The organism is Massilia cellulosiltytica, assembly GCF_047325105.1.
GTDB lineage: Bacteria > Pseudomonadota > Gammaproteobacteria > Burkholderiales > Burkholderiaceae_D > Telluria > Telluria orientalis.
In genome coordinates this window covers 2361044-2382867 of record NZ_CP168562.1, presented here as the reverse complement: position 1 = coordinate 2382867, position 21824 = coordinate 2361044, and the positions used below count along the sequence as shown (strand labels likewise).

Sequence of the window (21824 nt, the reverse complement as noted above, 5' to 3'; positions counted from 1 at the left end):
GTCAAGACGGCGCGCCGCCCGCGTTGGAACGGCCTGTGTCTTACAGCCGCGAGCCGATCAGCGCGGCGAGCGGCAGCACGGGGATCAGTGCGTCGATGCGGTCCAGCACGCCGCCATGGCCGGGCAGCAGGTTGCTGCTGTCCTTCATGCCGGCGCGCCGCTTGAGCTGGGACTCGAACAGGTCGCCGACGATGCTGGCGGCCGTCATCAGCACGAGCACGACGGCAAGCACGGGCCAGCCGTACGTGTGCTGGACGCGCACGGCGAAGGTTTGCGCGAAGGCGTCGCCGCCGAACTGGACCGACAGGCCGCCCAGCACGAGCACGGCGATGCCGCCGCCGATCGCGCCTTCCCACGACTTACCGGGCGAAATCGATGGGGCCAGCTTGTGCTTGCCGAACGCCTTCCCGGAAAAGTAGGCGCCGATGTCGGCCACCCACACGATCGCGAGCACGGACAGCAGGAACAGCGGCGAGTGCGAATACAGGTCGACGATGGCCGCGAAGCAGCCGACCACGGCGAACGCGTAGACGAGCGACAGCACCGTGTTCGCGGGCGTGCCCAGCGGCGGCAGGCCGATCTTCAGCGACGGCGCGAACCGGGCGATCCACAACGCGACGCTCAGCGCCGCCCAGAACGACAGGTTCGTGTGCCCCGTGAACACGGACATCGCGAACACGGCGGACCACACGAGCGCGATCACGTGGGCGTTGTGCGTCTCCGGATTGAACAGCCGGAAGCATTCCCAGATGGCGGCGCCGAAGAACACCGTCGCCACGACCGCGAACGCCGTGTAGTTGTTGAAGTAAAGGACTGGCAGCAAAATTGCCAGCAGCACGACGGCGGTAATGACGCGGGTTCTGAGCATCAGCTGTATAGCCTTATTTAGCCTTGTTGGCGACCTGTTCGCCGGTGCGGCCGAAGCGGCGTTCCCGGCTCTGGTAGGACGCGATCGCCGTGTCGAGCGAGTCGGGCGAAAAGTCCGGCCAGAAGGTGTCGGTGAAGTACAGCTCCGAATACGCGAGCTGCCACAGGAGGAAGTTCGAGATGCGCTCTTCGCCGCCGGTGCGGATGAACAGGTCCGGCTCCGGCGCATAGGCCATCGCCAGGTGCTCGGCCAGCATCTCTTCGGTGTACTCGGTCACGCCCGGGTTGGCCGCGACCATCTTGCCCGTCGCCTGCATGATGTCCCAGCGGCCGCCGTAGTTGGCGCACACGGTGACGGTCAGGCGGGCGTTGTTGGCGGTGCGCCGCTCGGCGTTGGCGATCATGTCCTGCAGCTTCGCATCGAAGCGCGACAGGTCGCCCACGACCTTCAGGCGGATGTTATTCGCATGCATTTTCGACACTTCGCGTTCGAGCGCGGTGACGAACAGGCCCATCAGGTAGGACACTTCGTCGGCCGGACGGCGCCAGTTTTCCGACGAAAACGCGAACAGCGTCAGGTATTCCACGCCACGATCCACGCAGGCTTCGACGATCTTGCGCACGGCGTCCACGCCCTTGACGTGGCCGGCCACGCGGGGCAGCAGGCGTTTGGTCGCCCAGCGGCCGTTGCCGTCCATGATGATGGCGATATGGCGCGGCACCGTCGGCGCTTCGGGGACTGCGGTGGTCGAACTTTTGAAAATCATAAATCTGGCCAAATGGCGGCTACAACAAAAGGCGGAACGGACCGGTCAAGCCTGGCCTGCCGGTCCGACGTCCACGACGATATGCGGCATATCATGCCGCAATACGGATCACACCGTCATCACTTCTTTTTCTTTCTCGGCAACCAGCTTGTCGATGTCGACGACGGCCTTGTCGGTCATCTTCTGGACATCGTCCTGGGCGCGGCGCTCGTCGTCTTCCGAGATCGCCTTGTCCTTGACCAGCTTCTTCAGCTGTTCGTTGGCGTCGCGGCGCACGTTGCGGACGGCGATCTTCGCGTCTTCCGCTTCCGACTTGCACAGCTTGACCATTTCCTTGCGGCGCTCTTCGGTCAGCGCCGGGGTCGGCACGCGGACGAGCTCGCCGAACGTCGACGGGTTCAGGCCCAGGTCGGATTCGCGGATCGCCTTTTCGATGACGTTCAGCATCTTCTTCTCATACGGCTGGACCCCGATGGTGCGGGCGTCGATCAGCGTCAGGTTGGCGACCATCGGCAGCGCGGTCGGCGAACCGTAGTAGTCGACCATCACGTGGTCCAGGATGCCGGTGTGGGCGCGGCCGGTGCGAACCTTGGCCAGGTTGCCTCTCAGGGTCTCGATGGATTTCGCCATCTTGTCCTGGGCACTTTTTTTAACGTCAGCTACGGACATGCTGCTCTCCTGTATTTCTAACTATTGATTAAACGTGTACGAGTGTACCCTCGTCCTCGCCCATGATCACGCGCTTGAGCGCACCCGGCTTGACGATCGAGAACACCTTGATCGGCAGCTTCTGGTCACGGCACAGGGCGAACGCGGTGGCGTCCATCACCTGCAGGTGCTTCGCGATCGCTTCGTCGAACGAGATCTGTTCGTAGCGGGTCGCATGCGGATCCTTCTTCGGATCGGCAGTATATACGCCATCGACCTTGGTTGCCTTCAATACAATTTCGGCCGAGATTTCCGAACCGCGCAGTGCGGCGGCGGTGTCGGTGGTGAAGAAGGGGTTGCCGGTACCGGCTGCGAACACGACGACCTTGCCCTCTTCCAGGTATTGCAGCGCCTTCGGGCGCACGTACGGCTCGACCACCTGCTCGATGCCGATCGCCGACATCACGCGGGCGGTGATGCCCTGCTGGCGCATGGCGTCGGCCAGCGCGAGCGCATTCATCACGGTGGCCAGCATCCCCATATAGTCGGCCGTCGCGCGGTCCATGCCCTGCGCACCCGGCGCGACGCCGCGGAAGATATTGCCGCCGCCAATCACCACTGCCAGTTCCACACCCAGCTTCGACACCTCCGCGACGTCGGCGACCATGCGCTCGATGGTGGCGCGGTTGATGCCGAACGGATCGTCGCCCATCAGCGCTTCGCCAGACAGTTTGAGGAGGACTCGTTGGTAGGCTGGTTTTGTCATGAATGGGACTCCTGTGGTCATTGATGTTCAAATTCGGTACTGCACCGGACGGGATCGCCGCCCGGTTGTAAAAACGGGCCTTGCGGCCCGTTCTCTTTTATTACTGCTTGGCAGCAGCCATCTGGGCTGCCACTTCCGCTGCGAAGTCGTCGACTTTCTTCTCGATGCCTTCGCCGACCACGTACATCGTGAATGCTTTCACGGTGGTGTTGGCGGCCTTCAGCATCTGCTCGACGCTTTGCTTGTCGTTCTTCACGAAAGCCTGGTTGAACAGCGACACTTCTTTCAGGTACTTCTGCACCGAACCGTCGATACGCTTGGCGACGATCTCGGCCGATTGCGGCTGCTTGCCTTCGGCGACGGCCTTGTCGGCGTCTTCCTTGGCTTTCAGCTGAGCAACCGAACGCTCTTTCTCGATCAGCTCGGCCGGCACTTGCTCTGCCGACAGGGAGACCGGCTTCATCGCGGCGATGTGCATCGCGACGTCCTTGCCGACCTGCTCGTCGGCGCCGTCGTAGTCGACGATCACGCCGATGCGGTTGCCGTGCAGGTAAGATGCCAGCTTGCCGGTGGTTTCGAAGCGCTGGAAGCGGCGAACGGTCATATTCTCGCCGATTTTGCCGATCAGTGCCGTACGCACGTCGTCGAAGGTCTTGCCGTCGACCGGCAGGGCGGCCAGGGCGGCGACGTCGGCCGGGTTGTTCTCGGCGACCAGCTTGGCAGCCAGGTTGGCCATGGCCATGAACTCGTCGTTCTTGGCGACGAAGTCGGTTTCGCTATTGATTTCGACCAGCGCGCCGACGTTGCCGGCAACATAAGCCGTCACGACACCTTCAGCCGTGATGCGGGCTGCCGCCTTCGATGCCTTGCCGCCCAGCTTGACGCGCAGGATCTCTTCGGCACGCGCCATGTCGCCTTCGGCTTCGTTCAGTGCCTTCTTGCATTCCATCATCGGTGCGTCGGTCTTGGCGCGCAGTTCGCCAACCATCGCTGCAGTAATCGCTGCCATGTTCATTCTCCTAAAAGTAGGAGCAAGCCGTCGTCTGCGACGTCTTGCATATTATTAATCTGTTCAGGAATTGCTTACAAAAAGGGGCGCTCGAATCTTAGGCTCGGCGCCCCTTTACAGCTCAGCGGGCCTTGACCCGCGGGCAATTAAGCTTGCTCGGAAACTTCGACGAAGTCGTCAGCCGACTTGACCATCTCGGCGACTTCGTTGGTCGCGTTGGCGCGGCCTTCCAGGATCGCATCGGCGACGCCGCGTGCGTACAGGGTGATGGCCTTCGACGAGTCGTCGTTACCCGGGATCACGTGCGACACGCCTTCCGGCGAGTGGTTGGTATCGACCACGCCGATGACCGGGATGCCCAGCTTGCCAGCTTCGGTGACGGCGCCCTTGTGGTAGCCGACGTCCACGACGAAGATCGCGTCCGGCACGCCCTGCAGGTCCTTGATGCCGCCGATCGACTTCTGCAGCTTTTCCAGTTCGCGCGAGAACATCAGCGCTTCTTTCTTGCTCATCTTCTCGACTTCACCCGACTCGATGGCGGCTTCCATGTCCTTCAGGCGCTTGATCGAGGTCTTGATGGTCTTGAAGTTGGTCAGCATGCCGCCCAGCCAGCGCTGGTCGACGTACGGCACACCGGCGCGCTGTGCTTCGGCGGCGATGATGTCGCGGGCCTGGCGCTTCGTGCCCACCAGCAGGATCGTGCCGCGGTTGGCGGCGATCTGCTTGATGGTCTTCATCGCATCCTGGTACATCGCCATGGTTTTTTCCAGGTTGATGATGTGGATCTTGTTGCGATGACCGAAGATGAACGGGGCCATTTTCGGGTTCCAGAAACGGGTCTGGTGGCCGAAGTGAACACCGGCTTCCAGCATTTCGCGCATAGTGACAGACATTGTATTCTCCAGGGTTGGGTCTTGAATGACGGCCGGTACACCCGTTTTCGGGCACCCTTGTCGGCCGCATTCGCGATTTACATTCACAAATTGCTCGATACGGACACGAGCAACCCGAGATTCTAGCGGGATTTGACACGAATTTCAAGCTTGCGCACGCATCCGGCTCTCAAAAAGCGGCGGCGGCCGCCGGCCCGGCGGCGTTATGAATCACATATAATGACCGGTACAGAACTTATCGCAGAACGGATTAATATGGCAATTTCCATCAAGACCCCGGAAGACATCGAGGGCATGCGCATCGCCGGCCGCCTCGGCGCCGAGGTGCTCGACTACATCACGCCCTTCGTCAAACCGGGTGTGACCACCGGCGAACTGGACCGCCTGTGCCATGAATACATGGTCAACGTGCAAGGCACCGTCCCCGCCCCGCTGAACTATGCGCCGCCGGGCTACCCGCCGTTCCCGAAAGCCGTCTGCACCTCCGTCAACGACGTGATCTGCCACGGGATTCCGGGCGACAAGGTCCTCAAGAATGGCGACGTGGTGAACATCGACGTCACCGTCATCACGAAGGATGGTTATCATGGCGACAACAGCCGCATGTTCTTCATCGGCGAACCGTCGAAGCTGGCACGCCGCCTGACGGACATCACCTACGAATGCATGTGGCTGGGCATCAGCAAGGTGAAACCGGGCGCGCACCTGGGCGACATCGGCCACGTGATCCAGCAGCATGCGGAAAACGCGGGCTATTCCGTCGTGCGCGAATTCTGCGGCCACGGCATCGGCAAGGTGTTCCACGAAGAACCGCAGGTGCTGCACTACGGCCGGCCGGGCACGGGCGAGGAACTGAAAGCCGGCATGATCTTCACGATCGAGCCGATGATCAACGCCGGCCGCCGCGAGATCCGCGAAATGCCGGACGGCTGGACGATCAAGACGAAGGACCGCAGCCTGTCGGCCCAGTGGGAACACATGATCCTCGTGACGGAGACGGGCTATGAAGTGCTGACGACGTCGGCCGGCACCCCGCCGCCTCCCGCCATCGTCCAGCCGAAAGACACCGTCGCCGCCTGACCCGCTCCCATGTCCACTGCCACCATCGCCCCGACACAACCCCTGCAGCCGCTGCAATTGAAACAGCGCCTGAAAGCCGAGCGCCAGCTCGTCATCGCCGAGTTCCGCGAGAACGGCAAGCCGGAAAAACTGTTGCGCGGCCTGCGCCACAGCGTCGACGGCGTGCTGGCGGATGCGTGGCACGCGGCCGGTCTCCCGGCGGACGCGGCGCTCGTGGGCGTGGGCGGCTACGGCCGCGGCGAGCTGTTCCCGAATTCCGACGTCGACCTGCTGATCCTGCTGGGCAACCCGCCCGACGCGATCGCACAGGCGAAGCTGGAAAACTTCGTGCAGCTGCTATGGGACCTGGGCCTGGAAATCGGCCACAGCATCCGCACCGTGGACGAGTGCATGACGGAGTCGGCCGCCGACATCACCGTGCAGACGAGCCTGCTGGAAGCCCGCCTCGTGACGGGCAATGAAGCCGTGCTCAACGAGTTGCTGCGCCGCTACGACGAGGCGATGGACCCGCAGGCCTTCTTCCAGGCCAAGACGGCCGAGATGCGCCTGCGTCACGCGAAATACGAATTCACGCCGTTCTCGCTGGAGCCGAACGTCAAGGAAAGTCCGGGCGCGCTGCGCGACCTGCAGGTGATCCTGTGGGTGGCCAAGGCGGCCGGCCTCGCGAATTCCTGGAGCCAGCTCGCGATCCGCGGCCTGATCACGCGCGAGGAAGCGCGCCAGCTGATGGAAAAGGAGCGCGCCTTCAAGGACATCCGCATCCGCCTGCACCTGCAGACGAACCGGCGGGAAGACCGCCTCGTGTTCGACGTGCAGACGGCCATCGCGGAAACGTTCGGCCTCACGTCGACCGGCGAAGGCCTCGATGCACGCCGCGCCAGCGAATTCCTGATGCAGAGATATTACTGGGCCGCGAAGACCGTGACCCAGCTGAACACGATCCTGCTGCAGAACATCGAAGCCTACCTGTTCCCCACGCCGTCGCAGCCGGTGCCGATCAACCCGCGCTTCAACGAAGTGGGCGGCTTCATCGACATCGCCGCGGACGACACCTTCGAATCCACGCCTGCCGCCGTGCTGGAAATCTTCGTGCTGATGACGGAGCGCCCCGACATCAAGGGCATGACCGCACGCACCATGCGCGCCCTGTGGCACGCCCGCACCCTCATCGACGACGCGTTCCGCGCGAAGCCACAGCACCGCGCCCTGTTCCTGCGCGTGCTGCAGGCGCCCGTGGGCCTCGTGCACGCGCTGCGCCGCATGAACGACATGGGCATCCTGGGCCGCTACCTGCCGAACTTCCGGCGCATCATCGGCCAGATGCAGCACGACCTGTTCCACGTGTACACGGTCGACCAGCACATCATGATGGTCGTGCGGAACATGCGCCGCTTCACGATGACGGAGCACGCGCACGAATACCCGTTCTGCAGCCAGCTGATCGCCAATTTCCGCGACCGCTGGCTGCTGTACGTCGCCGCCCTCTTCCACGACATCGCCAAGGGCCGCGGCGGCGACCACTCGGAACTGGGCAAGGTCGATGCGCGCGAATTCTGCCGCGACCACGCGCTGTCCGAGGAAGACACGGAACTGGTCGTGTTCCTCGTCGAGCACCACCTGACGATGTCCGTCGTCGCGCAAAAGCAGGACCTGTCCGACCCGGACGTGATCCAGTCCTTCGCCCGCCTCGTGCGCGACGAGCGCCACCTGACCGCGCTGTACCTGCTGACGGTGGCCGACATCCGCGGCACGAGCCCGAAAGTGTGGAACGCGTGGAAGGCGAAGCTGCTGGAAGACCTGTACAAGATGACGCTGCGCGTGCTGGGCGGCGAGCCGCCCTCCGCCGACCGCGAACTGCGCGCGCGCCAGCAGGAAGCGCTGGCCACGCTGCGCCTGTTCGGCCTGCCGTCCGATGCGCACGAGGCGCTGTGGAAGCAGCTCGACATGGCCTATTTCCTGCGCCACGACGCGTCCGACATCGCGTGGCAGACGCGCTGCCTGGTCGATAGGCTGGGCCGCGACAAGCCCGTCGTGAAATCGCGCCTGGCGCCGATCGGCGAAGGCCTGCAGGTGACGGTGTACGTGAAGGACCAGCCCGACCTGTTTGCGCGCATCTGCAGCTATTTCGACCGCAAGAATTTCTCCATCCTCGACGCCAAGATCCACACGACGAAGGATGGCTACGCGCTCGACACGTTCCTTATCACGGACGAGAATTTCGCCAACAGCTACCGCGACATCATCAACCTGATCGAGCACGAACTGTGCGAGGTGCTCGTGCGCCAGGAACCGTTGTGCCCGCCGCTGCGTGGCCGGCTGTCGCGCATGTCGCGCAACTTCCCCATCACGCCGACCGTGGACATGCGCCCGGACGAGCGCGGCCAGTTCTGGGTGCTGTCCATCGGCGCCAACGACCGCAACGGGCTGCTGTACGCGATCGCGAGCGTGCTGGCGCGTTATCGCATCAACCTGCATACGGCCAAGATCATGACCCTGGGCGAGCGGGTCGAGGACGTGTTCCTCATCGATGGCCAGGCGCTCAATAACCAGCGGGTGCAGGTGCAGCTGGAGACCGAGTTGCTCGACGCCGTAAAAATCTAAGTTAAAGCGTCATTCCCGCGAAAGCGGGAATCCATGCTGAGCCACAGAATTCTGTCATTCGGAAACGACTGCAGTCTGTCACCGGAGTGACTTCGACGCTTCAGCATGGGTTCCCGCCTCCGCGGGAACGACGGTGTTTTCGTTTTCGTATTTATTCGTAACCATGACCGAACCCGTACGCCTCTCCAAACGCATGTCCGAACTTGGCCTCTCCTCCCGCCGCGAGGCCGACGAGTGGATCGCAAAAGGATGGGTGAGAGTCGACGGCCAGGTGATCTCCGAGCTCGGCAGCAAAGTGCTGCCGCACCAGAAGATCACCGTCGAGCGCCAGGCCGCCGCCCAGCAGGCGAAGCGCGTCACCGTGCTGCTGAACAAGCCGGTCGGCTACGTCAGCGGCCAGGCCGAAGACGGCTACAAGCCGGCCGTCGTGCTCGTGAAGCCGGAGAACCGCTGGGCGGACGATCCGTCGCCCGAGCAATTCCACCCGACGCAGCTGAAATCCCTCGTGCCCGCCGGACGACTGGACATCGATTCCGTCGGCCTGCTCGTGCTCACGCAGGACGGCCGTATCGCCAAGCAATTGATCGGCGAAGACACGTCCATCGAAAAGGAATACCTCGTGCGCGTGCAGTACACGAAGCCGGGACGCCTGCCGGACGCCGACCTCAAGAAGCTGAACCATGGCCTGTGGATGGACGGCAAACCGCTGCTGCCCGCGAAAGTGCGCTGGCAAAACGACGACCAGCTCAGCTTCACCCTGAGGGAAGGCCGCAAGCGCCAGATCCGCCGCATGTGCGACATGGTCGGCCTGAAAGTCATCGGCCTCAAGCGCGTGCGTATCGGGCGCGTGAAGCTCGGCGAACTGCCGCCCGGGCAGTGGCGGTATTTAAGCGCTGACGAGCGCTTTTGACCGTCAATGCGCGGGCCGCATCTGCATCCACGGATCGAGCACGCGTAGTTCATCGAGCACGGCCCGCGGCGCCTCGACGGTGCCGCCGCTGTCCTGGTCCCACTCCAGCCTCAGCTTCGACCGGCCCCGGCGCAAGTCCACGCGGGCGTAATCAACCCACGCATCTTCGGCATCGTATTCGAACGTCTTCATCCAGCCGGTCCGCAGCAGCGCTTCGAGCGTCTGGCGCAGTGCAAACGGTGGGAGGTCCGAAATCGTTTCGGGGTGTAACTGGGGGTCGTTGAAGACGCCCAGGTATCTGACGAATTGTGAAATCCACGCCATCGCTGCCTCCCAACATCGGTTGACGTTGATTTCAGTCTACTTAGGCGGCAGGCACATTGACGTTCGCTAACGCACATAGCGGAACCAAATGCAGTTCGCATATGTCACAATTTTGTAACTTATTGTTTCAACAACGTCGTATGATGAGTTTCAGACAAGAATCTGGTGCAACTCCTCGAGACTGACGGGTTTCGTCAGATGGTGGGAAAAACCACGGGTGCGCGTCTGGCGCCGGTCGGCGTCCTGCCCCCAGCCAGTCAGCGCCGCGATCCGCACGCCGGCGAAGCGTTCGTCCTGACGCAGGCGGCGCGCGACTTCGTAACCGTCCATGCCGGGCATGCCCAGGTCGAGCAGGACACTGGTCGGCTGGAACGAGTCGGCCATCGCCAGCGCGGCGCGGCCGTCGTACACGACGCGGACCTCGGCGCCGTCCGCTTCGAGCAAGAGCCCGAGCGTATCGGCGGCATCGCGATTGTCGTCCACGACGAGGATGCGCTGGCCGTGGAATGGTGCGGCGGGGCGCGCCTGGCCCAGCGGTGGCGCGTCGTCGTCGACGTCGCGCTCGGGCGCAAGCGGCAGCCGCACGATGAATTCGCTGCCCTGGTCCGGCCCCGCGCTGCGCGCCTCGACGGTGCCGTGGTGCATCTCGACGAGGCTGCGCACCATCGTCAGGCCGATGCCGAGGCCGCCCTGCCCTTTCCCCGCGGACCGGTGCGCCTGGGCGAACATGTCGAACACGCAGGGCAGCGCATCAGCCGGAATGCCGATGCCCGTGTCGCGCACGGTGGCGACGACCTGGCCGTCCTCGCGCCGCGCGTCGAGCCAGATGCGTCCGCCCGTGTCCGTGTACTTGGCGGCGTTGTTGAGCAGGTTCGCAAACACCTGCGTCAGGCGCACGCGGTCGGCCTCGAGCACGAGCGGCTGCTCCGGCAGCGCGACGGCGAGCTGGTGGCCGGCCCGGTCGATCATCGGCTGGCTCGTCTCGACGGCGCCGTGGACGATCTCGGCGAACGGCACCCGCTCCAGCTTCAGCTCGATCTTGCCGCGCGTAATGCGCGAGACTTCCAGCAGGTCGTCGACGAGGCGCGCCATCTGCTTCACCTGCCTCCCCACCATCTCGACCACGCGGTCGGACTGGCGCCGGCCGTCGGGACGGCTCATCAGCTGCACCGCGTTGCTGATCGGGGCCAGGGGATTGCGCAGTTCGTGGGCCAGCGTCGCAAGGAACTCGTCCTTGCGACGATCGGCCTCCTTTAGCGCCTCCTCGGCCTGCACGGCCCCCGTGATGTCGAGCGAGATGCCGACATAGCCACGGTGTTCGCCATCACCCGAATGCCAGGGCGACGCATGGGATTCGAACCAGTGCCGGCTGCCGTCCTTCACGACCGTCTGGACACGCTGGGTATAGGCACCGCGCGTGCGGATCCCGTCGTACACGTCGCGCAGGTACGCGTCCATGTCGGCCGGCCGTGTGATGCTCTTCCAGCCGGTCTTGCCGTCCTCCGCAATCAGGGCGTCCGTCACGCAGCGCTGGTTCAGGTAGATGACATTGCCGTCCGTGTCGAACTGGTACACGAGCGCGGGCGACGCGTCGGCCAGCGCGCGGAACCGCCCCTCGCTCTCGCGCAGCGCATCCTCTGCGCGCCTGCGCACGGTGATGTCGTGGAACAGGATCGCCACGCGCGGCACCTGGCGCCCGCCGACCGGGTACACGAAGAAGTCGTACCAGCTGCCCAGCGGCTGCGAAAAGCATTGCGAGCGGCTGGAGACGCCGGTGCGCACGACCTGCGCGCAGGCGTCCAGCCAGCATGGCTCGTGCTCCGGGCGCATGCGCAGCTGGCCCGGCCCCACGTAGGCGATGTTGGCCATGCGCACGGCGGCCGGATTCGCTTCCGCGTAATCGAGGCCGGCGGGCCGGCCCGTGTCGTCGAAGCGGACGGTCGCGAGGAGAAAACCTTCGTCCATCGCCTCGAACAGCATGCGGTAGCGCCGCTCGCTCTCCGCCAGCGCGGCCTGCGTGCGGCGGCGCTCGTCGACGTCGATGTGCATGCCGACCCATTTGCGCACGCTCCCGTCGCGGTTGAACAGCGGCGCCGCGCGCGCATTCGTCCAGCGCCACCCGCCGGACGCCATCTGCACGCGGAACTCGGCGTTCAGGATGCGGCGCGTACCGACGGCCGCGCGCCATTCGCGCAGCGCGTAGGCGCGGTCGTCCGGATGCACGGCCTCGATCCAGCCCACGCCCAGCGACGCCGATTCCGCCTGGCCCGTATAGGTCGTCCAGGTGGGCGAACCGGTGACGACGCGGCCATGCGCATCCGTCTCCCACACGGTCTGCGCGAAGCCCTCGACCATCGCGCGGAACCGTTCCTCGCTCTCGGCGAGGCGCGCCTCCGTCTCCTTGTTCTCGGTAACGTCGATCACGAACAGCACGCAGCGCGCGTTCGCGCCGTCGCCCGAGATGCGCGCGGGCGCGAACAGGCCCCACCAGCGGCTGCCGTCCTTGCGCTTCATCTGCTTCGTGTACGGCAGCGTCACGCCCTTGTCGATGAGGTCGCGCAGCGCGCGCGCCGACACGTCCCAGAACTCGGACGGCGTCATGTCGCGCCAGTTCGGCATCGTGCGCAATTCGGCGCGCGTGTAGCCCGTCATGCGCTCGAACGCGGCGTTGACGTCGTGCACGGTGCCGTCGATGTCGAAATACAGCACGCCGACGGTGCTGATGCTGAGGGTGGCGTCGATGAGGGCCTTGTGTTCGCGCAGCAGGCGCTCGGCCGCGCGGCTTTCCTCGACCTCGCGCTCCAGGTGCTCCTTGGTTGCCAGGACGGGCCGCAGGCGTTCCTCGACCTTGCGCTCGATGTCGCCGCCGCCGGCCTGGTGCGCGGCCGCGGCGAACGCGGCGCAGGTGCGCAGCCGGCGCAGGTCCTCGGCATCGAAATGCGCGCCGTCATCGGCCAGCACGGCCGCCAGCGCGCCCGCGGCGCCGCCGTGGAGGTGCCACGGTACGCCGAGAAACTCGGCCACGGGCACCCCGCAGGCGCGCAGCGAAGGCACCGTGTCGGCCGGCTGTTCCAGCAGCACGGCGCCGTCGGCGCGGATGACGGTCCCGCACGCGCACTCGTCCAGGCCCCAGCGCTCGCCTTCGTGCCCGGCGAGCGCGCCGGAGACGACGCACCAGCGCACGGTGCCGCCGTCGCTGCCGTCCGTTCCATCGCGTACCGCCACGACGACCGCATCGGCCCCGCACAGCGCACGCACGGCATCGGCCAGGAGCTGCAGCACATGCTCCGGCGTGTCGGCCAGCGCCTGCGCCAGCCGCGCCAGCACGGCGCTCTCGGCCGCGCCGTCGCGCGCGGGCAGGTGCGCCGCGCGTTCGCGCAATACCGCTTCGACGACCTCGTCGTCGCGGGCTCCGGTCGCTGCGTCAAATGTCGAGTCGGCCATGGTCGTCGAGTCTTGGTTGCCCACACCCTGCAACCCCAGATTACTTGACAATCCGATCAGCGCCAATCGAATTTCAATCGTGCCCGCCATGTTTAACAATATTTAACGAATTCCGGGGCACGGACGAACGAAATGGTGGTGTGCCTGCCAAATCAAGGTATTTGAACGGCCAGCTTCCCGCAACACGATATAAAGAAGATAGCGATAACAGGCACGGCGAAAATTTTCATTGTGTTCGCGATGATTGCGAACGATCAGCGCACCGGGTCGGGTACACCGGCGCGCGCTCCAGTTCGTCCAGCCGCACGGGCTTTTTCAGGTGCAGGTCGAACCCGGCCGCCGGCGGATGGCGATTACCGATCCCGGGATCACGGGCAGGAAACCGATAGCCGTATGCACACCATGATTTCCGATCACGAAAATCCGAATCTTCTGATTGCAACTTCTGCAAGTTTGAAACAGCTCGCGCGCACGCAAAAAAACGCATAACGCCTGTCAGTACAGGCGATACGCGTGTTGCATGATACCCGTCTCTGGCGTAGCATCCACGCTTTGCCGGACCCTTTCCATGAAAACAGAAATCCTTCCCCTCCCCACGCAATCCCGTTCCTTCCTCACCATCGCCCTGATCGAGATGTGGGAACGCTTCGGGTACTACGGCATGCAGGCGCTGATCGTGTACTTCATGGTCCAGCGCCTCGGCTTCGACGACAGCCGCGCCAACCTCGTCTGGAGCGCCGCCGCGGCGCTGATCTACGTCTCGCCCGCGATCGGCGGCTGGATCGGCGACAAGGTCCTCGGCACCAAGCGCTCGATGGTGCTGGGCGCCCTCGTCCTCACGGTCGGCTACGCGCTGATGGCCGTCCCCACCGAGAACACGTGGTTCCTGTTCTGCGCGCTGGGCGTCGTCGTCGTCGGCAACGGCCTGTTCAAGCCGAACACGGCGAACCTCGTGCGCAAGATCTACGAAGGCGACGATTCGAAGATCGACAGCGCGTTCACGCTGTACTACATGGCCGTGAACGTCGGCTCGACGATCTCGATGCTGGCCACGCCGTGGATCAAGGACTACGTCAACGCGACGTACGGCGGCGAGGTGGGCTGGCACATCGCGTTCGGCGCGTGCAGCGTCGGCCTCGTCGTCGGCCTGTTCAACGTGTTCCTCATGCGCGCGACAATCGCCCACGTGGGCTCGCTGCCGGACGAACGCCCGCTCGACGTGGGCAAGCTGGCCGCCGTGCTGGCGGGCGGCGTCGTGATGGTCGGCGTGTCGGCCGTGATCCTCGAATACCAGACGCTGGCCCGCATCTTCGTCTACCTGGCCGGCTTCGTCGTGCTGGGCATCTTCATCCACCTGATCCGCAGAAGCGCGCCGAACGAGCGCGCCGGCCTGACGGCGGCCCTGGTGCTCACCCTGCAGTCCGTGTTCTTCTTCATCTTCTACCAGCAGATGTCGACGTCGCTGTCGCTGTTCGCGCTGCGCAACGTCGACCTGGAATTCAACCTGCTCGGCGCGCACCTGTTCGACTGGTCGCCGGCCCAGTTCCAGGCGCTGAACGCCATCTGGATCATGGTGCTGTCGCCCGTGCTCGCGTGGGCCTACAACACGGCCGGGCGCAGCGGCCGGGACTTGTCGATCGCCGGCAAGTTCGCGCTGGGCTTCTTCGCCGTGGCGCTCGGCTTCTTCGCATACGGCGTGGCGGGCGCGTTCGCCGTCGGCGGCAAGACGTCGTCGTGGGTGATGGTCGCCGGCTACGGCCTGTATTCGCTGGGCGAGCTGCTCGTCTCTGGCCTCGGTCTCGCGATGGTGGCGCGCTACGTGCCGGCGCGCATGAGCGGTTTCATGATGGGCGCCTACTATGTCGCCACCGGCATCTCGCAATACCTGGGCGGCGTCGTCGCCAACCTGGCCAGCGTGCCGAGCGACGTCACGGACCCCTTGCAGACCCTGCCCATCTACACGAGCCTGTTCAACAAGCTGGGCGTGGGTGCGCTCGTCTGCACGGCGATCGCGCTGGCCGTGCTGCCCCTGATGCGCAAGCTGTCGGCCACGCACCACGCGCACAACTGACCGCATGGAGGCGCCGACCGGCGCCGCCCGGGCTCAAGCGCCGCATCTTTCATGACGAAGGCGTCAATACAACGTGGCGCCAACTTGGCAAAACGTTTCGGCTTGTTGCAAACCGGAAATATGTTATATTCGCAACATGCCGGCCGACACCTCCGCCGGCGCCACGTCAACGAGCCATGTATCGTCCTTACTTCGTCCGCCCCCTCCTGGCCGTCGTGGCCTGCCTGTCCGCCGCCGGCGCCGTCCATGCCGCGCCGCCGGCCTACGATTTTTCGCCGGTCAACCAGTACAACCTGCAGGTGTCGGCCAGCTTCTGGAACCCGATCATCCGCTACGTGTCGCAGAAAAGCGGCGTCCGGCTGAATCTCAAGCTGGGCCGCACATCGGCCGATACGACGAGCTACGTGCTTACGCGCGAAGTCGACTTTGCGTTCACGAATCACCTGTTCAGCCCCGGCCGCGCCAGAATGGGCTGGACCGTGTTCGGCCGCCGCGACGCGCCGCCCGTGCGGGCGCAAATCGTCGTGCCGGCCGATTCGAACGTGATGACCCTGGCGCAACTGGCCGGCGAGTCCGTCGCCTTCCCGGGGCCGGAAGCGATGATCGCGTACAAGGTGGCGTATGCCCAGTTGCAGCGCCGGAACATCCCCGTCGACGTCGTCTTTGCGGGCAACATGGATGCCGCCTTTGCACAGATGTTCGCGGGCAAGGCGGTGGCGGCCGGCGCCAATTCGCAACTCGTGCAGAACTACCAGGGGCGCGAGCATAAATCGTTCCGCGTGCTGTGGAGTTCGGAACCGTTCAACGATCTTGCGCTGATGGCGTCGCCGCGCGTGCCGGCCGACCAGGTGCGCGCCGTCGCCCAGGCCTTCATCGGCATGGACAAGGACCCGGAAGGCCGCCGCATCCTCGCGGCCGCCACGGAACTCGTGCATGCCGAGGCGCCGCTCGCCTTCGTCGCGGCCAGCGACGCCGACTATGCCGGCTACCGCGCGTTCTACGCGGATGCGCCGCCGAACGTGCGCTGACGCGATGACATTCTCCCCGCTCCTGCGCGTCATGCGCCTCATTCCGGCGCTGCCGCGCTCCCTCGTCGGCCGCGTGTTCACCGTGTTCAGCCTCACCCTGCTGCTGTCGATGGGGACGGGCCTGGGCCTGTTCTACCGCTACCAGTTCCTGCAGCACATCGAGGAAACGCAGGACACCGCGCTGACGCTCGTCGAGGTGGCGACGCAGACGATCGAGGACAGCGTCGTGATCGGCGACTACGACACCGTCAAGCGCACCCTGGGCAAGATGCTGTTCCAGTCGCCGTTCAAGCGCGCCGAATTCATCGACGTGGGCGGCGGCACGATCCGCGTGGACGCACCGCGCGTGACGCGCGCGCTGGCGCCGCGCTGGCTGACGGCGCGCATCGCCGCCAAGCTGTACGACGTCAACCGCATCGCCAATCTGGGCGGCAAGGACTACGGCGTCGTGCGCCTGCAGTTCGACGAGGAAAAGCTGGCGGCCCAGGTATGGAGCCTCGTGCTGGAGACCGCCGGCGTGGCGTTCGTCGTGTTCGTCGCGAGCCTCGTCCTGATGCGCACCCTCGTGCGCCGCTGGCTCGACAACCTGGGCCGCCTGCGCTCGTTCGAGCACGACGTGGCCGCGGGCCGCGTCACGGCCGAGGCGGCGCTGCTGGCCGACGCGCCGACCGAGATCCAGGAAGCGATCCGCGCCGTCAACCGCAGCGCGGCGAGCCTGCGCAACCAGTTCGGCCAGCGCATCGATTCGCTGATGAATTCCCTCATGCAGCACAAGAGCGCGATGGACCAGGCCGCGATCGTGTGCGAGGCCGACGCGGCCGGCGTGATCACCGGCGTCAACGACCTGTTCGTGACGAGCAGCGGCTTCACCCGCCCCGAGGTCGTGGGGCAGCGCCTGGCCGACGTGGGCCGCCCGGCCGGCGCGCGCCTGCCGTGGCAGCCGTCGGACCGCGTGTGGAACGGCGAGGTCGTGATCGCGGGACGCCACGGCCGGCGCCACTGGTACCGCACCATCGTGCCGATGTTCGCGGCGCACGGCACGGTCGAGCGCTATATCTGCATCGACATCGACATCACGGAACGCAAGGAATTCGAGCGCACGATCGTCGAGAACGCGCAGCGCCAGACCCTGATCGCGGAGCTCGGGCGCAAGGCATTGGCCGCGAACGGCCTCGACGACCTGTTCGCGGACGCGGCCGACGCCGCCGCGCGCGGCCTCGGCGCGGCCTGCGCCGCGCTGTTCGAAACGGGACCGGACGGCATGCTGGTGCGCGCGGGCGCGGGCCTGCTGGCGCAGTCGACGGGCCTCCAGCTGGCCTGCCAGCACGGCGACGCGCCCGGCATCGACGCTGCGCTGCGCCCCTGGTTCGCGCCGCTGGCGGCGCTGCATGGGATCGACACGGGCATCGACACGGCCATCGTATGCGGCGAGCGCACCTTCGGCCTGCTGGGCGTGTACGCCGCGCGCCCGCGCCGCTTCGGGGCCGACGACGCCAACTTCCTGCACGGCGTGGCCAACATCGTCGCCACCGCCGTCGAGCGCCAGGAAGCGCGCAACCGCCTGACTTACCTGGCGCAGTACGACCCGCTCACGAGCCTGCCGAACCGGCGCCGTCTCGCGCACAGCCTGGAAGACGCGATCGCCGCCGCCGCGCGTGCACAAGGCCGCGCGGCCGTCATGTTCATCGACCTCGACCGCTTCAAGAACGTCAACGACATGCTCGGCCACGGCGTCGGCGACCAGCTGCTCGTGCAGGCGGCGAAACGGCTGTCGGCCTGCGCGCGCGCCGACGACGTCGTGGCGCGCCTGGGCGGCGACGAATTCGCGCTCGTGCTGCCCGCGCTGGACGACGACGGCATCGCCGCCGGCATCGGCGCCCGCGTCATCGAGGCGCTGGCGCAGCCGTTCTATCTGGCCGGCCAGCAGCTGTTCGTGTCGGCCAGCGTGGGCATCGCCACGTATCCCGAGAACGGCCGCGACGCCGAGACCCTGCTGAAGAACGCCGACACGGCGATGTACGGGGCCAAGAACGGCGGCCGCAACAACTACCAGTTCTACGTCGCCGAGATGCACGAGAACGCGACGCAGCGCCTGCAGACGGAAACGCAGTTGCGCCAGGCGCTGGAGCGCGGCGAATTCCTGCTGCACTACCAGCCCAAGCTCGACCTGGCGTCCGGCACCATCAGCGGCTTCGAGGCGCTGCTGCGCTGGAACCATCCGCAGCGCGGCCTCGTGCCGCCGCTGGAATTCATCGCCATCCTCGAGGACACGGGCCTGATCCTGCCGGTCGGCGAATGGGTGATCGGCGAAGTGTGCCGCCAGCTGAAGGCATGGCAGGCGCAGGGCATGGCCGTGCGGCCGGTGGCGATCAACCTGTCCGCGCGCCAGCTGCAGCAGGCGGATCTCGCGGGTGCCGTCGAGCGCATCGTCGCGCGCGCCGGCGTCGACCCGACGCTGCTGGAATTCGAACTGACGGAATCGATGCTGATGGCGAACCCGGAAGCTGCTGTCGAGATCCTCGCGCGCATCAAGGCCCTCGGCATGCGACTGTCCGTGGACGATTTCGGCACCGGCTATTCGAGCCTCGCCTACCTGAAGCGCTTTCCGCTGGACGCGCTCAAGATCGACCGCACCTTCGTGCGCGACCTGCCGGACGATCCGGACGACGCCGCCATCACGAAGGCCGTGATCCGGCTCGCGCACAGCCTCAGCCTGAAGGTCGTGGCCGAGGGCGTCGAGAACGTGGACCAGCTGCGCGAGCTGGAACAGTACGGGTGCGACCAGATCCAGGGCTATTACGTCAGCCGACCCGTGCCGGCCCAGGCGTGCGAAGCGCTGCTGGCCGGGACCGCGATGGCCTAGTTTCGGCTACACTGGAGGGATTCCTCCGTTTCGACAATCCCACGATGTCTCACAATCCACTCCAGGTGGCGCGCCGCGTCGACGCCATCGAACCCTTCCGCGTGATGGAAATGGTCAAGGCCGCGGCCAGCATGGTGCGCGCCGGCCAGGACGTCATCAGCATGAGCGTCGGCGAACCCGATTTCACGGCACCCGACGTGGTCGCCCGCGCCGCCATGGACGCGATCCAGCGCGGCGCCACGCAGTACACCGAATCGCTGGGCCTGCCCGCCCTGCGCGACGCCATCTCCGCGCACTATGCCCGCGCCTACGGCCTCGACATCCCGCCGCAGCGCATCGTCGTGACGGCGGGCGCGTCGGCCGGCCTGCTGCTGGCCTGCGCCGCGCTCGTGGCGGACGGCGACGAGGTCCTGATGCCCGACCCGAGCTACCCGTGCAACCGCCATTTCGTCAGCGCGTTCGGCGGCCGGGCCGTCCTCGTGCCGTCCGGCCCCGCCGAACGCTACCAGCTGACGGCGGCCCAGGTGGCCGGGCGCTGGACGGAACGCACGCGCGGCGTGATCGTCGCGTCGCCGTCGAACCCGACCGGCACGTCGATGACGCCGGCGCAGACGCGCGACGTGGTCGCGGCCGTCCGCGCGCGCGGCGGCTTCTCCATCGTCGACGAGATCTACCAAGGTCTCTATTACGGTGAAAAAGAAGGCGACCGCGCCACGAGCGCCCTGTCCTTCGGCGACGACGTCATCACCGTCAACAGCTTCTCGAAATATTTCAGCATGACGGGCTGGCGCCTGGGCTGGCTCGTGCTGCCGGAGTCGCTCGTGCCGGCCGTCGAAAAACTGGCGCAGAACCTGTTCATCTGCGCCCCCGCCATCGCCCAGCACGCGGCGCTGGCGGCCTTCCACGACGACGCCATCGCCATCTTCGAGGAGCGCCGCCGGGAATTCCGCCGCCGCCGCGACTTCCTCGTGCCGGCGCTGCGCGACCTCGGTTTCCAGGTGCCCGTGCTGCCGGACGGCGCCTTCTACGTGTATGCCGACATCACGCAGGTAAACCACCCGCTCGCGCACGACAGCAGCGCGTTCGGCATGGCCGTGCTGCGCGACGCGCTGGTCGCGCTCGTGCCGGGCGACGACTTCGGGTTCGCCGCGCCGAAGCAGCACGTGCGCTTTTCCTACGCGACGAAATACGAGCGGATCGAGCAGGCGGTCGACCGCCTGGCGACACTGATCAGGCGCTGACCGCGGCCGGGGCGTCGGCGACGACGGCCAGCAGCGCCGCGGCGCCGACCGGCTTGACGAGATAGCGGTCGAATCCGGCCGCGAACCCGCGCGCCTCGTCGTCCGGCTGGCCGTAGCCCGTCAGCGCGATTGCGTATGGACGGGCGCCTTCCTGCTGCGCGCGCAGGGCCTGCATCAGCTTGAGGCCGTCGAGTTCGGGCAGGCCGATGTCGCACACGATCACGTCCCACCGCTCCGCGAGCGCGCGCGCCAGGCCTGCCCGGCCGTCGCCGGCACAGACGACGTCATGTCCTTCCGCCGCGAGGATGTCGGCCAGCGTGGCGCTGGCATCCGCATTGTCTTCCACGAGCAGGATGCGGCGGCGCGGCGTGGCCCGGGGCGGCTCGGGCCGGACCGGCGCCGCGGGCAGGCCGGCGGCGCGCGGCAGGCGCACCGTGAAGCGGCTGCCGCGGCCGGGACCGTCGCTGTGGGCCTCCACCGTCCCGCGGTGCATGCCCACGAGGTTGCGCACGACGTTCAGGCCCACACCAAGCCCGCCCTCGGACCGGGCCAGCGAGCGCGGGCCCTGCGTGAACAGGTCGAAGATGTAGGGCAGCACCTCGGGCGCGATGCCGGTGCCGTCGTCGGAGACGGTCACCACGATCTGGTCGGGATCGGCGTGCGCGGCGAGCCGCAGCCGGCCGCCGTCGCCCGTGTACTTCGACGCATTGCCGAGCAGGTTCGTGAACACCTGGGCGAGGCGCACCTTGTCGCCTTCCACCGCGACCGCCGTCGCCGGCAGTTCGACGTCCAGCGCCTGGCCGCGCTCCAGGATGCGCGGCTGCACCGTTTCGACGGCGTGGCGCAGCACGTCGGCCAGCGCCAGCGTCTCGACCGCCAGCCTGATCTTGCCGCTGCTGAGCCGGGCCGCGTCGAGCAGGTCGTCGAGCAGGCGCGCCATGTGGTCGACCTGGCGCGTGATGACGCTCGCCAGGCGCAGCTGCTGCGGCGCGGCGCCCGCGTCGCGTTCGAGCAGCGACGCGGCCATCGCGAGCGGCGACAGCGGGTTGCGCAGCTCGTGCGCCAGCATCGCGAGGAATTCGTTCTGGCGGCGGTTGACGGCTTCCGCGTCTTCGCGCTGGTCCTCGGCGTTGAAGGTGGCGAGGACGAGGTTCTCGTTCGCTTCGCGCAGCCGGGCCACGTCCTCTTCCAGCGCGCGGATGCGGTCCAGCAGCAGCGCCTCGCCGGGCGAGGCACCCACGCTCTGGTGCGAGAGTGCTTGCAGGGAACGCTGTTCCGAAACAGGGGGCTGTTGCTGGTACGTTCCCATCGT

General features: G+C 66.2%; 16 protein-coding genes. 7 read left to right on the top strand and 9 right to left on the bottom strand.

Translation table 11 applies throughout. The features are described 5' to 3' along the window. Positions 1-40: 40 nt before the first annotated feature. The 6 genes from ACEN9H_RS10655 to rpsB all read right to left on the bottom strand — a co-directional run bounded on the left by ACEN9H_RS10655 (position 41) and on the right by rpsB (position 4950). Positions 41-868, bottom strand: coding sequence for a phosphatidate cytidylyltransferase (locus ACEN9H_RS10655; protein ID WP_413674725.1), 828 nt, complete (start codon positions 866-868; stop codon positions 41-43). A gap of 13 nt (positions 869-881) precedes the next feature. Beyond that, complete coding sequence (uppS, locus tag ACEN9H_RS10650; RefSeq protein WP_056135256.1) at positions 882-1634, bottom strand: polyprenyl diphosphate synthase; 753 nt, start codon at positions 1632-1634, stop codon at positions 882-884. A gap of 108 nt (positions 1635-1742) precedes the next feature. Continuing rightward, positions 1743-2303: a ribosome recycling factor gene (gene frr, locus ACEN9H_RS10645; protein ID WP_036228560.1), complete on the bottom strand. Its 561-nt coding sequence runs from the start codon at positions 2301-2303 to the stop codon at positions 1743-1745. A 28-nt stretch (positions 2304-2331) separates the two neighbouring features. Beyond that, the gene (pyrH, locus tag ACEN9H_RS10640; protein WP_036228558.1) at positions 2332-3048 is read right to left on the bottom strand and encodes a UMP kinase; all 717 of its coding nucleotides are present in this window, start codon (positions 3046-3048) and stop codon (positions 2332-2334) included. Between the two features lie 100 nt (positions 3049-3148). Then, positions 3149-4057 carry a translation elongation factor Ts gene (tsf, locus tag ACEN9H_RS10635; RefSeq protein ID WP_056135960.1) on the bottom strand — a complete coding sequence of 303 codons (909 nt, stop codon included), beginning with the start codon at positions 4055-4057 and terminating at the stop codon, positions 3149-3151. A 146-nt stretch (positions 4058-4203) separates the two neighbouring features. Then, on the bottom strand, positions 4204-4950 hold the full coding sequence (gene rpsB, locus ACEN9H_RS10630; RefSeq protein WP_036228556.1) for a 30S ribosomal protein S2: 747 nt from the start codon (positions 4948-4950) through the stop codon (positions 4204-4206). A gap of 255 nt (positions 4951-5205) precedes the next feature. On the opposite strand from rpsB, the gene map reads away from it, so the two are divergent. The 3 genes from map (at position 5206) to ACEN9H_RS10615 (ending at position 9541) form a co-directional block, all read left to right on the top strand. Beyond that, the gene (gene map, locus ACEN9H_RS10625) at positions 5206-6030 is read left to right on the top strand and encodes a type I methionyl aminopeptidase (RefSeq protein WP_160407671.1); all 825 of its coding nucleotides are present in this window, start codon (positions 5206-5208) and stop codon (positions 6028-6030) included. A 9-nt stretch (positions 6031-6039) separates the two neighbouring features. After that, positions 6040-8631, top strand: a complete 2592-nt coding sequence (locus ACEN9H_RS10620; protein WP_413674724.1) for a [protein-PII] uridylyltransferase — start codon at positions 6040-6042, stop codon at positions 8629-8631. A gap of 163 nt (positions 8632-8794) precedes the next feature. Continuing rightward, positions 8795-9541: a pseudouridine synthase gene (locus tag ACEN9H_RS10615; protein ID WP_413674723.1), complete on the top strand. Its 747-nt coding sequence runs from the start codon at positions 8795-8797 to the stop codon at positions 9539-9541. Between the two features lie 3 nt (positions 9542-9544). On the opposite strand, the gene ACEN9H_RS10610 is transcribed toward ACEN9H_RS10615, so the two are convergent. Together ACEN9H_RS10610 and ACEN9H_RS10605 are read right to left on the bottom strand one after the other, a co-directional pair. Further along, positions 9545-9865 (bottom strand): hypothetical protein, encoded by a 321-nt coding sequence (locus tag ACEN9H_RS10610; protein WP_413674722.1) that lies wholly within the window; start codon positions 9863-9865, stop codon positions 9545-9547. A 150-nt stretch (positions 9866-10015) separates the two neighbouring features. After that, positions 10016-13309: a PAS domain S-box protein gene (locus ACEN9H_RS10605; RefSeq protein WP_413674721.1), complete on the bottom strand. Its 3294-nt coding sequence runs from the start codon at positions 13307-13309 to the stop codon at positions 10016-10018. Positions 13310-13877: 568 nt separating this feature from the next. On the opposite strand from ACEN9H_RS10605, the gene ACEN9H_RS10600 reads away from it, so the two are divergent. From ACEN9H_RS10600 to ACEN9H_RS10585, 4 genes are all read left to right on the top strand, one after another. After that, a complete protein-coding gene (locus ACEN9H_RS10600) occupies positions 13878-15380 on the top strand; it encodes a peptide MFS transporter (RefSeq protein WP_413674720.1) in 1503 nt (500 codons plus the stop codon). Positions 15381-15556: 176 nt separating this feature from the next. Beyond that, entirely contained in the window at positions 15557-16408 is an 852-nt protein-coding gene (locus tag ACEN9H_RS10595) for a phosphate/phosphite/phosphonate ABC transporter substrate-binding protein (RefSeq protein ID WP_413674719.1), read from the top strand. A 4-nt stretch (positions 16409-16412) separates the two neighbouring features. Further along, on the top strand, positions 16413-19271 hold the full coding sequence (locus ACEN9H_RS10590) for a putative bifunctional diguanylate cyclase/phosphodiesterase (RefSeq protein ID WP_413674718.1): 2859 nt from the start codon (positions 16413-16415) through the stop codon (positions 19269-19271). A gap of 44 nt (positions 19272-19315) precedes the next feature. Continuing rightward, entirely contained in the window at positions 19316-20512 is a 1197-nt protein-coding gene (locus ACEN9H_RS10585; RefSeq protein WP_413674717.1) for a pyridoxal phosphate-dependent aminotransferase, read from the top strand. On the opposite strand, the gene ACEN9H_RS10580 is transcribed toward ACEN9H_RS10585, so the two are convergent. Next, positions 20502-21821, bottom strand: coding sequence for an ATP-binding protein (locus tag ACEN9H_RS10580; protein ID WP_413674716.1), 1320 nt, complete (start codon positions 21819-21821; stop codon positions 20502-20504). The genes ACEN9H_RS10585 and ACEN9H_RS10580 overlap by 11 nt on opposite strands. Positions 21822-21824 lie beyond the last annotated feature (3 nt).